Annotated in this window: 12 protein-coding genes; 2 read left to right on the forward strand and 10 right to left on the reverse strand. The window is 69.4% G+C overall.

The window, feature by feature from the left end:
- Positions 1-5: 5 nt before the first annotated feature.
- The 6 genes from Q5716_RS08535 to rplU all read right to left on the reverse strand — a co-directional run bounded on the left by Q5716_RS08535 (position 6) and on the right by rplU (position 4,466).
- Positions 6-209 carry a hypothetical protein gene (locus Q5716_RS08535; protein WP_305002647.1) on the reverse strand — a complete coding sequence of 68 codons (204 nt, stop codon included), beginning with the start codon at positions 207-209 and terminating at the stop codon, positions 6-8.
- Between the two features lie 10 nt (positions 210-219).
- Complete coding sequence (locus tag Q5716_RS08540; protein WP_305002648.1) at positions 220-1,485, reverse strand: glutamate-5-semialdehyde dehydrogenase; 1,266 nt, start codon at positions 1,483-1,485, stop codon at positions 220-222.
- A complete protein-coding gene (gene proB / locus Q5716_RS08545) occupies positions 1,478-2,287 on the reverse strand; it encodes a glutamate 5-kinase (RefSeq protein ID WP_305002649.1) in 810 nt (269 codons plus the stop codon). The genes Q5716_RS08540 and proB overlap by 8 nt, the downstream gene beginning before the upstream one ends.
- Complete coding sequence (gene obgE / locus Q5716_RS08550; RefSeq protein WP_305002650.1) at positions 2,277-3,818, reverse strand: GTPase ObgE; 1,542 nt, start codon at positions 3,816-3,818, stop codon at positions 2,277-2,279. The genes proB and obgE overlap by 11 nt, the downstream gene beginning before the upstream one ends.
- Before the next feature lie 73 nt (positions 3,819-3,891).
- Entirely contained in the window at positions 3,892-4,143 is a 252-nt protein-coding gene (rpmA, locus tag Q5716_RS08555) for a 50S ribosomal protein L27 (protein WP_305002651.1), read from the reverse strand.
- 14 nt (positions 4,144-4,157) lie between these two features.
- Positions 4,158-4,466, reverse strand: a complete 309-nt coding sequence (gene rplU / locus Q5716_RS08560) for a 50S ribosomal protein L21 (RefSeq protein ID WP_305002652.1) — start codon at positions 4,464-4,466, stop codon at positions 4,158-4,160.
- Between the two features lie 138 nt (positions 4,467-4,604).
- On the opposite strand from rplU, the gene Q5716_RS08565 reads away from it, so the two are divergent.
- The gene (locus Q5716_RS08565; RefSeq protein ID WP_305002653.1) at positions 4,605-4,871 is read left to right on the forward strand and encodes a DUF4031 domain-containing protein; all 267 of its coding nucleotides are present in this window, start codon (positions 4,605-4,607) and stop codon (positions 4,869-4,871) included.
- A gap of 24 nt (positions 4,872-4,895) precedes the next feature.
- Here the strand turns inward: Q5716_RS08565 and Q5716_RS08570 are convergent, their stop codons facing one another.
- The 4 genes from Q5716_RS08570 to Q5716_RS08585 form a co-directional block, all read right to left on the reverse strand.
- Positions 4,896-6,284: an Ig-like domain-containing domain gene (locus tag Q5716_RS08570; protein WP_305002654.1), complete on the reverse strand. Its 1,389-nt coding sequence runs from the start codon at positions 6,282-6,284 to the stop codon at positions 4,896-4,898.
- The gene (locus Q5716_RS08575) at positions 6,265-7,011 is read right to left on the reverse strand and encodes a TIGR03943 family putative permease subunit (protein WP_305002655.1); all 747 of its coding nucleotides are present in this window, start codon (positions 7,009-7,011) and stop codon (positions 6,265-6,267) included. Before Q5716_RS08575 ends, Q5716_RS08570 begins: the two co-directional genes overlap by 20 nt.
- Positions 6,998-7,942 carry a permease gene (locus Q5716_RS08580; RefSeq protein WP_434056609.1) on the reverse strand — a complete coding sequence of 315 codons (945 nt, stop codon included), beginning with the start codon at positions 7,940-7,942 and terminating at the stop codon, positions 6,998-7,000. The genes Q5716_RS08575 and Q5716_RS08580 overlap by 14 nt, the downstream gene beginning before the upstream one ends.
- A 178-nt stretch (positions 7,943-8,120) precedes the next feature.
- Positions 8,121-10,613, reverse strand: coding sequence for a ribonuclease E/G (locus tag Q5716_RS08585; protein ID WP_305002657.1), 2,493 nt, complete (start codon positions 10,611-10,613; stop codon positions 8,121-8,123).
- Positions 10,614-10,990: 377 nt separating this feature from the next.
- Between Q5716_RS08585 and Q5716_RS08590 the strand changes: the two genes are divergently transcribed.
- The gene (locus Q5716_RS08590) at positions 10,991-11,590 is read left to right on the forward strand and encodes a vitamin K epoxide reductase family protein (protein WP_305002658.1); all 600 of its coding nucleotides are present in this window, start codon (positions 10,991-10,993) and stop codon (positions 11,588-11,590) included.
- The last annotated feature ends 8 nt before the right edge of the window (positions 11,591-11,598 follow it).

The following is an 11,598-nucleotide window of genomic DNA, read 5'->3' on the forward strand; positions in this document are numbered from 1 at the left end:
ATCCCTTAGTGGCCCGCGCCGTGCGCGTCGTGGCCGCCCTTGGCCGACTTGTTCGAGTGCCGGTTGGCGACGTCGCGGTAGCTCCAGGTCACGAAACCGAGGGCCGCGAACACGGCGACGGCGATGCCCGCGAACGCGAGCGGCGGCATGATCAGCGGCGCGAGCTCGTGAGCGTCGGTCTCGGTGAGCACGGTGACGAGAAGATTCATGGTGCCCATCCTATCCGCGCACCTGGCCGCTGCCGCGCACGATCCACTTCGTGCTCGTGAGCTCGGGCAGTCCCATCGGACCGCGGGCGTGGAGCTTCTGGGTGGAGATGCCGACCTCCGCGCCGAAACCGAACTCGCCGCCGTCGGTGAACCGGGTCGAGGCGTTGACCATGACGACCGCGGAGTCGACCTCGGCGAGGAACCGCTCCGCGCGGGCCATGTCGTTGGTGATGATCGACTCGGTGTGCTTCGTCGAATAGTCGCGGATGTGCTCGAGCGCCTCGTCGAGGGAGTCGACGACGCGCACGGCGATGTCGAGCGACATGTACTCGGTGCCCCAGTCCTCCTCGGTGGCGGGGACGGAGTCGGGGAAGATCGCGCGCGCACGGGCATCCGCGTGCACCGTCACGCCCGAGGAGCGCAGCTTCGCGAGGACGTCCGGCAGCAGCCGGTCAGCGGATGCGGCGCTCACGAGAAGCGTCTCGAGGGCGTTGCAGACGCTCGGGCGCTGCACCTTGGCGTTGTGGACGATGTCGACGGCCGTGGTGAGGTCGGCCGAGTCATCCAGATAGACGTGCACGACTCCCGCACCCGTCTCGATGACCGGCACCTTCGACTCGCGGACGACCGTGTCGATGAGCTGCGCGCTGCCGCGAGGAACGAGCACGTCGACGTAGCCACGGGCCTGCATGAGTTCCGTCGCACCCTCGCGACCGAATTCGTCGATGGTCTGCACCGACTCGATCGGCAGGCCCACCTCGGCGAGAGCCGACTGGATGACCTCGACCAGGACGCGGTTGGTGTTCTCGGCCGCCGAACCGCCACGGAGCACGACTGCATTGCCGCTCTTCAGAGCGAGGGCGGCGATGTCGATGGTCACGTTGGGACGAGCCTCGTAGATCGCTCCGACGACACCGAACGGTACGCGGACCTGCGTGAGCTGCAGTCCGTTCTCGAGCCGGGAGCCACGGACGACGTCGCCGACCGGGTCGGGAAGCGCGACGATGTCCAGCACCGCCGAGGAGAGGCCCGCAAGGCGGCTCGGGTCGAGGCGGAGGCGGTCCTGGAGGGCCTCGCTCAGTCCGTTCTCGCGCCCATTCGCCAGGTCGAGCTCGTTCGCCGTCAGGACGCGGGCCTCGTGCTGGCCGATCGAGGCGGCGATCGCCCGAAGGGCGTCGTTCTTCTGCGCCGTCGTCGCGGTCGCGAGCACTCGAGCCGCATCCCGCGACGCGGAGAGCTTGTCGGTCAGGGAGACGAGAAGGGCGGAATCAGGCATGCGTCGAGTCTACGACCGGCGCAGCCTCGAACCACGTGCCGAGCTCGACGCCGGCAAGAGCATCCGCGACGCTTCCCGTCGCCGCCAGGAGCGTGGGGATGCCCGCTGCCGCCGCGAGCTTCGCAGCGGCGACCTTCGTGCCCGCTCCCCCGGTGCCGACACCCGCGGCGCCGATATCGCCGAACGTGACGCCGGAGAGGTCGTCATCGAACGGGACGCGATCGATGCGGGTCGCCCCCGGCTCCCCCGGCGGTCGCGTGTAGAGGGCATCGATGTCGCTCAGCAGCACGAGCACGTCCGCGTGGACGAGCACGGACACGAGGGCCGCGAGCCGGTCGTTGTCGCCGAACCGGATCTCCTGCGTCGCGACCGTGTCGTTCTCGTTGACGATGGGCAGGATCCGCAGGCCGAGGAGGCGCTCCATGGCGCGCTGAGCGTTGCTGCGGTGGGTGGGGTTCTCCATGTCGCCCGCGGTGAGGAGAATCTGCCCGGCGACGATGTTGTAGCGGTCGAGGCTGTCCTGGTAGCGGAAGATGAGCACATTCTGCCCGACCGCGGCAGCGGCCTGCTGCGTCGCCAGATCGGTCGGCCTCGCATCGAGCTTGAGGTACGGGATGCCCGTGGCGATGGCACCCGACGACACGAGGATCACCTCCGACCCGCGTCCGTGGGCGGCGGCGAGAGCATCCACGAGAAACGCGATCTGGCCGACGTTCTCGCCGCTCACCGACGACGAGCCCACCTTGACGACGATGCGCTTCGCCGTCGGGATGTCCGCGTGGGATGCCACGTCACTCGTCATCGTCGCGCTCCCGCCGCACAGCGAACCCCTCGTCGTCCGTCCACAGACCCGACTCGCGCTCTGCATCCAGCTCCGCTCGCGCGGCTGCCTTCGCGTCCATGCGCTCCTTGTAGCTCTGCCGGCGCTCGCGGTTGGTCTGCCGGTCGTTGTCGTCGAAGCGGCTGTCGGTGCCGCGCGGACTCGTGATGAGCTCGGCGGCCGACGAGAGGGTCGGCTCCCAGTCGAAGACGATGCCGTCGCCGGCGCCGATCATGACCGTGGAGCCGGGCACCGCGCCGACCTTGAACAGCTCGTCCTCGATGCCGATCTTGGCGAGCCGGTCCGCGAGGAACCCGACAGCCTCCTCGTTGGCGAAGTCGGTCTGCTGCACCCACCGCTCGGGCTTCGCGCCCAGGATGCGGTAGGTGTCCCCGTAGGTGCCGCCCTCGACCTTGATGACGAACTCGCGCTCGTCGACGGCGCGCGGACGGATGAGGATGCGCGGCTTCACCGTCTCCGCGAGGGCGCGGGCCGCGCGGTCCGACTCGACGAGCTCGGCGAGGGCGAACGAGAGCTCGCGGAGGCCCGCGTGCGTCGCCGCGGACACCTCGAACACCCGGTAGCCGCGCGCCTCGAGGTCGGGGCGCACGAGGTCGGCGAGGTCCTTCGCCTCGGGCACGTCGACCTTGTTCAGGGCGATGAGCTGCGGTCGCTCGAGCAGCGGGAGCTGACCCTCCGGGACGGGGTACGCGGCGAGCTCGCCGAGGATGATGTCAAGGTCGGAGAGCGGGTCGCGCCCGGGCTCGAGAGTCGCGCAGTCGAGCACGTGCAGGAGCGCCGAGCAGCGCTCGACGTGGCGGAGGAACTCGAGGCCCAGCCCCTTGCCCTCGCTCGCCCCCTCGATGAGGCCCGGGACATCCGCGATCGTGTAGCGCACGTCGCCCGACTCGACGACGCCGAGGTTGGGATGCAGCGTCGTGAACGGGTAGTCCGCGATCTTCGGCCGGGCAGCGCTCAAGGCGGCGATGAGGCTCGACTTGCCGGCCGAGGGGTACCCCACGAGCGCGACATCCGCGACGGTCTTCAGCTCGAGCCGGACGTCGCCCTCGAAACCGGGCGTGCCGAGGAGCGCGAAACCGGGCGCCTTGCGCTTCGTGGTCGCGAGGGCGGCATTTCCGAGGCCGCCCTGTCCGCCGGGCGCGACGACGAAGCGCATGCCCGGGGCATCCATGTCGATCAGCTCGGTGCCGTCGGCATCCTTGACCACTGTGCCGACGGGGACGGCGAGCTCCAGGGTCTGGCCGGACGTGCCGGCGCGGTGGTCGCCCATGCCCGGCTGGCCGTGCTCGGACTTGCGATGCGGGGCGCGGTGGAAGCCGAGGAGCGTCGTGACCTGCGGGTCGCTCACGAGCACGATGTCGCCGCCGTCACCGCCGTTGCCGCCGTCCGGGCCCGCGAGCGGCTTGAACTTCTCGCGGCGCACCGAGACGCAGCCGTTGCCGCCGTGCCCGGCGCGCAGGTGAAGGGTCACCTGATCGACGAACGTCGTCATGCGGACTGCTCCTTGGATGATGCTTAAACAGCGAGAGCGAGCCGAAGCTCGCTCGTCGCCGGATGCTGGTGCGTTACTGGGTAACGATGTTGACGACCTTGCGGCCGCCCTTCGCGCCGAACTCGACCGAGCCAGCGGCGAGGGCGAACAGCGTGTCGTCGCCGCCACGACCGACGTTGGCGCCGGGGTGGAAGTGGGTGCCGCGCTGGCGGACGAGGATCTCGCCGGCCGAGACGACCTGGCCGCCGAAGCGCTTGACGCCGAGGCGCTGCGCGTTCGAGTCGCGGCCGTTACGGGTGGAGCTTGCGCCCTTCTTGTGTGCCATTAGTGCTCAGCCCCTTACGCGATGCTGGTGATCTTGATGCGGGTGAGCTCCTGGCGGTGGCCCTGGCGCTTCTTGTACCCGGTCTTGTTCTTGTACTTCTGGATGACGATCTTCGGGCCGCGCTCGTTGCCGATGACCTCAGCCTTGACCTTGATCTTCTCGAGCGCCTTGGCGTCGTGAGTGATCTTGTCGCCGTCGACGAACAGCACGGGAGCGAGCTCCACGGTGCCACCCTGCTCGGCCGCGAGGCGGTCGAGCACAACGATCGAGCCGACCTCGACCTTCTCCTGACGCCCTCCGGCGCGCACAACTGCGTAAACCACTGTGGTTTCCCTAACTATCGGAAGCTGTTGGTGTTCGATGGCGGGCTTGGCCCAGCAGACACCAAGAGTCAACAATACGCGATGAACGGCACCCCGGTCAAACGAGGTCCGAGCCGACGACGCTCTTAGAATCGGCCCATGACCGTGCTCATCGACCAGCCTATCTGGCCCGCACACGACACCCTGTGGGCGCACATCGTGAGCGACGCGTCGTTGGAGGAGCTCCACGAGTTCGCGGCGAGGGCGGGCATCCCGAAGCGGGGCTTCGATCGAGACCACTACGACGTTCCCGCACGGATGTGGGGAGAGCTCGTCGCCCTGGGGGCCCAGCCCGTCGGGGTGCGGGAGTTCGTCAAGCGGCTCGAGGCGAGCGGCCTGCGGGTCCCCCAGCGCGACCGGCACTAGCGCGACCGACGCCGGACGTCGGAGTCACCACGCGAGGTCGAAGCCCTCGACGCTGCGCACCACGAGGCCGGAGTCGATGTCCACGATGACCGTCGTGATGGTCGTCGAGCGCGGATTCTCCGCGTAACCGTCGGAGACCGAGTCGGCGACCACGGGCACGACCTCGATCGCGACGTACTGGCCATTCGGCGAGACTCGGAACTCCTCGATGCTGCCCGCCAGATTCGGCGTCTGGTACACGATGCGACCGCTCGAGCCGTCGTCGACGGCAACGACCACGACGAAACGGCCGTCGGTCGTCTGCAGAGCAGCCTTCTCGATCACCGAGCCGTCGGCGAGGCGCTCGAACTGACCGACGAAAGGCTGACCGCCCTCGATGAGCGACGGCTCGTACGGCTCCTCAGCCCCATCGGCGAGCGAGACGAACACTCCCCCGAGCGTTCCGCGCGCCGCGAGAAGGGATCCGTCCCGCGAGACGCTCACGAGCTCGGTATAGCGGCCGAGCGGCACGGGCACGCTCCCCGGCGCGGAATCCACGACGAACACGGTCTCCTCGACGCCCTGGACGACGAGCGAGGTCGTGCCCGGCACGAATCGCCAGTCGGTGACGGGGAGCGGCGCTCCCCCGAGGTCGCCCACGGGCATGACATCCCGACCGCTCTCCAGGTCGATGAGGAGGACGCGGCGACCGCCGAGGACGTCCGCCGTATCGCGCACGGCGGGAGTGAACGTGAAGGCCACGACCGATCCGACATCGGACACCTCGAGGTCGCTCACGAGACCCTCGGCGGGCAACCGGAGCTGCTCGACGGCGCCGTCCGAGAGGCTCACCAGATCGAGGCGGCTCGACGTGTCCGATTCGAGCGAGGCGACGACCAGCACTTGCCCGGTCGTCGCGAACGACTGGATGCTCTCCCCCGAGTACGCGACCTCGCGGTCGCTCCCCATCAGGCCCGTGCGCACGATCTCGTCGACGGGGTCGCCGCGGTCGAGGTAGTACAGCTCGGGCGTGGGCGTCGTGAAGCGGTAGGTGATCGTCGCAGGTTGCGGGAGCGTCGTGCTGCGCACATCGGCGACGGTGACGGTGTACTCGGTCGCGTACCGCAGCGGCGCCTCGAACTGAATGGCGAGCACGTCGCCCGACGACGAGACGCTCGTGCCGACGGCGGGCTCGACGCTCACCTGATCGGCTCCGACGTCGGCGACGGGCTGGTTGAGGAACAGGCGCAGTTGCTGGTCGGGCTGCTCGATGGCCGCGCGGGCGTCGAGCTGGGCATCCGCGAGCTTCGGCCCCTGGAAGTAGGCGAGCGTGAGGAACACGGCGCACAGCGCGACGAGCACGCCGGTGACCCACGCGAACGCACGGGTGAAGTAGTGGGCGGCGGCGCGCCGGCTAAAAGAGGTACGGCTCACTGGGCTGCTCAACCGCGAGGACGTCGTCGGGGTCGATCGCGAGCGGCTCCGCGCTCCCCGAGCTGGGGTTGGCCGCGAACTGCCCCGTCACCCGCACCCAGTCGTCGGCCTCGAACTGGGATGCCCACCCCGGCAGGTACACGGGAACGCCAGCGGGCTGGGCGTCGACCGCGCAGCACGTGACGAAGAAGCGCGAGACGTAGAACACGTCGGGGTCGCTCGCGTCGGGGGTGATGAAGCCGACCACGTCGACGGGCTTGTCACGGTAGAAGGCGAGATCAGTCGTCTGGCGCAGCAGCGAAGCCCAATCGAGCACCGTGAAGGCGGCGAATTCGGCGGTCGGCACCGCCGCGGCGTCCTCGAGGTCGGTGTCGCTCGCACCGATCGCGGTGCTGTTGATGTCGCGCTGGTCGGCCGTCGCGCTCGAGAGCGTCGCCGCCGGAAGGGCGACCATGGCGACGGCGAGAAGAGCGGCGAGGGCGACGGCGCCGACGCTGAGCGCCTTCGAGAACGGCGAGGCCGGAGCATCCTCGTCGTCGGGCTTCGACAGGAGCGCGCTCGCGAGCACCAGGAGGAAGGCGAGAACGACCATGATCACGGTGAAGACCACGTAGCGAGGGTGGATGTACAGCACGAGCTGCCCCGTCGCCGCGAGCACGACTGTCGCGACGGCCGCGAGCCCGACGAGCACGACTCCGCGCCAGCGCTGGATGCTAAGCCAGGACATTGACCACCAATCCGATGAGGGCGCTCAGGAGGCCGACGACGACCGTCAGCTGCACGAGCGTGCGGGTCGTGTAGGTCGTGCGCATGATCGCGAGCATCTTGACGTCGATGATCGGACCGAAGACGAGGAAGGTCACGATCGACCCCGGGAGGAACGTGCTCGCGAACGGGAGGATGAAGAACGCGTCGACGCTCGAGCACACCGCGATGACGAACGCGAGCACCATCATCGCGAGCACCGACCACAGCGGGTTGGAGCCGAGCGAGACGAGCACCTCGCGCGGCACGGCGACCTGGATCGCCCCCGCGATGAGCGCACCGATGAACAGAGCGGGCATGATGACGCTCGTCTCGCGCACGAAGATCGCGAGACTGCGCTGGGGCCGGGAGCCCTCGGAGTGGTCGCCTCGCGCGCACTCGGCGGCGAAGCTCGGCGTGAGGAGGTCGTCCTGGCGGGGGTGCAGGCTGAAGAGCCACCCGACGATGTTCGCGATCGCGAGCCCGCCGAGGATGCGAGCGACGAGGATGCCGTCGTCGAAGCCGAAGGCGGCGTGCGTCGTGATGATCGTCACCGGGTTCACGATCGGCGCCGCCAGCAGGAACGTCATCGACTCCGAGACGGTGAAGCCCTTCATGACGAGTCCGCGAGCGAGAGGCACGTTGCCGCACTCGCACACCGGCAGCGCGATGCCGAACAGGGAGATGCAGAAGCGGCGCAGCACCGCGTTGCGCGGCAGGTAGCGCTGGAGGAGGTCGTCGGGAAGCCAGGCCTGCACGACGATCGACAGCAGGATGCCGAGGATGACGAACGGCAGCGACTCGACGATGACGCTGAAGGCGAGGGTCAGCAGGTCCTGCAGCTGGTTCGGCAGCGGGACGCCACCCTCGGTTGCGAGCGATCGGAGTGCCAGGAGGCCCGCCACGCCGAGCACTCCGACGACGAGCCAGATCGCGCGGGCGCGGCTGAACCCTCTCGCGGGGGCGCCGTGGTCATGGCCATGGTCATGCCCGTGGTCGTAGCCGTGCGAAGGGGGATGCTCGTGCGCTGCGGTCTCGGTCGGCGTCCCCACCCCGGCATCCTATTCGGGGATGCTGGGATGCCCGCGCAGGCTACTCCGCGGTCGGCTCCGCCGGGGCGCTCACGACCTGGCCCGCGCTGCCGGCGCGCCGCGAGACGCGAGAGCGGCCCTGTCCGGGCTGCTTCGGCTCGGGAAGCGCGTCGAGCACCGACTCGAGGATCTGCTCCGCCTCCGGCGCCGCCACCGCGCGCTTCTGGCGCGGCTGCTTCGTCACCGGGATGTCGAGGATCGCCACGGGGCCGGTTTCGGGCACCTCGGTCGGAGTGCTCGTGCCGGCGGTCTCGCCGGCCGGAGCATCCGTCGCCGTCGGCTCGTCGTGGTGCACCGTCACTGACGCGACCCGGGCGAGCGCGTTGCGCACGTCCTCCGTGATCGCGTGCGTTCCCGCACTGCCGACACCGTTCTTGACGCCGGATGACGCGGGCGCGCTGTTTCCTCCGCCCCCGCGGTTGCGACGCCGACCGCCGCCGCCCTGCTCGGGCTGCGACTGCTGCGGACGGTGCTTCGTGACGGGGTCGTGGTGGACGATGATTCCGCGACCCGCGCACACCTCGCACGACTCGCTGAACGTCTCCAGGAGACCGAGGCCGAGCTTCTTGCGCGTCATCTGCACGAGGCCGAGCGAGGTGACCTCGGCGACCTGGTGCTTCGTGCGGTCGCGGCTGAGGCACTCGACGAGGCGGCGCAGCACGAGGTCACGGTTCGACTCGAGCACCATGTCGATGAAGTCGACCACGATGATTCCGCCGATGTCGCGCAGCCGGAGCTGGCGCACGATCTCCTCAGCCGCCTCGAGGTTGTTCTTGGTTACGGTCTCTTCGAGGTTGCCGCCCGACCCGACGAACTTGCCGGTGTTAACGTCGACGACGGTCATCGCCTCGGTGCGGTCGATCACGAGCGAGCCACCCGACGGCAGCCACACCTTGCGGTCGAGGGCCTTCTCGATCTGCTCGGAGACGCGGTACTTGTCGAACGAGTCGACGCTCTCCTCGTACTTCGACACGCGGTCGACGAGGTCCGGGGCGACCGAGCGCAGGTAGCCTTCGATCGTCTCGCGGGCGTCGTCGCCCTCGATGACGAGCGACTGGAAGTCCTCGTTGAACACATCGCGGATGATCTTGATGAGCAGGTCGGGCTCCGAGTGCAGGAGCGCCGGCGCCTGCTGGGTCTCCACGAGCCGGCTGATCTCGGCCCACTGGCTCGTGAGCCGGTTGACGTCGAGGGTGAGCTGCTCCTCGGTCGCGCCCTCCGCGGCGGTGCGCACGATCACGCCGACGTTCTCGGGCAGCACCTCCTTGAGGATCTTCTTGAGTCGGGCGCGCTCGGTGTCGGGGAGCTTGCGGCTGATGCCCGACATCGAGCCGTTCGGCACGTAGACGAGGTACCGGCCGGGCAGGCTCACCTGCGAGGTGAGGCGGGCGCCCTTGTGACCGACGGGGTCCTTCGTGACCTGCACGAGCACGCGGTCGCCGGGCTTGAGCGCGAGCTCGATGCGGCGGGCCTGGTTCTTGCCTTCGCCCTCGGCGGCCGCGGCGTCCCAGTCGACCTCGCCCGAGTAGAGCACGGCGTTGCGGCCGCGACCGATGTCGACGAACGCGGCCTCCATGCTCGGCAGCACGTTCTGCACACGTCCGAGGTAGACGTTGCCGATGAGGCTCGCCTCCTGCGACTTGGCGACGTAGTGCTCGACGAGCACGCCGTCCTCGAGAACCGCGATCTGGATGCGGCCGAACTTCGAGCGCACGACCATGACGCGATCGACGGACTCGCGGCGGGCGAGGAACTCGCTCTCCGTGACGACGGGACGCCGACGGCCGGCATCCCGACCGTCGCGGCGGCGCTGCTTCTTCGCCTCGAGGCGGGTGGAGCCCTTGACGCGCTGCGGCTCGGTGACGGGCTCCGGCGCCGGGCGCGGCTGGCGCACGCGCACGACCGTGTTGGGGGCGTCCTCGTTGTCACGGGGCGCCTCGCCGGAGCGGCGGCGCGAGCGGCGACGGACCGAGCCCGCGCCTTCCTCGGCGTCGGCTCCGCCGCCGCGGACGGGCGGCACGATCGTCGGCAGGTCGGGTGCCTGGAAGAGCAGGGAGGTCGTGGACCGCACCGGGGCGGCGGGCTCGGGCACGACCGCTGCCTCGCTGTCCTCGACCTCGTCGCCCTCCTCGACGGGCGCGTCGGCGCTCACCACCGCCGGCTTTGGCGCGGCCTTCGAGCGCGAGCGCTTCGGCGTGTCGTCGACGGATGCCTCGGCGGCCTCCACCGGCTCCACACCCGTCTCGGCGCTCGCCGACACGTGCGACGCGGCGCTCTTCGCCGCGGGGCGCTTGCGCGCCGTCGACGGGGCGACGGGCTCCGCGGTCGGTGCGGTGTCGGCTGCCGCTGCAGGCTCCTGAGGGGATGCCTCGGGCGCGGGCGTCACGGGAGCCGCGGCATCCGCCCCCTTGCGGCCGAAGAGCCGCCGCTTCTTCGGGGCGTCCGTCGTACCGCTGTTCGGGTTCTCGTCACGTACTTCGTTGTCATTCACCATCGCTGGTGTACTCCTACCCCGCCGGGACCGCGCCCCGGGCGGGTACTCTCTCGTGCGCTGACTCGCCTGTGGCGGAGCCGCTACCAATCCTTCAGGTCATGCACCGGGCTCAAGTCTCGCGGTGCTCGCGTGCCCTCTCACTGCACGGCTTCTTCTGTCACTATTGCGCGGAACTGGCCATCCGCCTTGCGCAGCACTGCTGCATTCCCGGCCCGGTTGTCCGCTCGGCTGGTGCCGCTCGCGGGTGCCCGGTAAAGCTGTCTTGGTGTCTGCCCGGGCGCGGCCCGGTCGACGTGTCTACAAATTATCGCACGATGAGCCGAAATCGGGACTTTCGCCCCAGCGAACGCTCCGTGGCGACTGCGATAATCCGAGACATGACCGTCGTCGTCCCCGCCCGAAGGACTCTCGTCCTGCCGATCGTGCTCATCATCACGGGGGTGATCGGCTGGTACGCCTCGTTCGCTCTGACGCTCGACAAGCTCGCGGTCCTCCTCAATCCGGAGGCCGACCTCGACTGCAACTTCAGCCTCATCGTGCAGTGCGGGGCGAACCTCCAGTCGTGGCAGGGCTCCCTGCTCGGCTTCCCCAACCCCATCCTCGGGCTCGGCGGGTTCGTCGCGCCGATCGCCGTCGGAGTAGGCCTCCTCGCCGGTGCTCGCTTCGCGCGCTGGTTCTGGATCGCCTTCAACGTCGGCGTCGCCGCGGCCTTCGGGTTCTGCATCTGGCTCATGACGCAGAGCATCTTCTCGCTGGGCACCCTGTGCCCCTGGTGCATGCTCGTGTGGGCGGTGACCTACATCATGTTCTGGACTCTCACCCTCGACAACGCCCGCAGCGGCGTCTTCGGCGAGCGCCTCGAGAGAGCGGGGTCCGTGCTCTTCGGCTGGACGCCCGTGATCGTCTTCGCCTGCTACCTGATCGTCGCGATCATCGCCCAGGTGCGACTGGACGTGCTGTCGTACCTGTTCGTCTAGCTACACGT

It is taken from the genome of Antiquaquibacter soli (assembly GCF_030580675.1).
Taxonomy (GTDB): domain Bacteria; phylum Actinomycetota; class Actinomycetes; order Actinomycetales; family Microbacteriaceae; genus Rhodoglobus; species Rhodoglobus soli.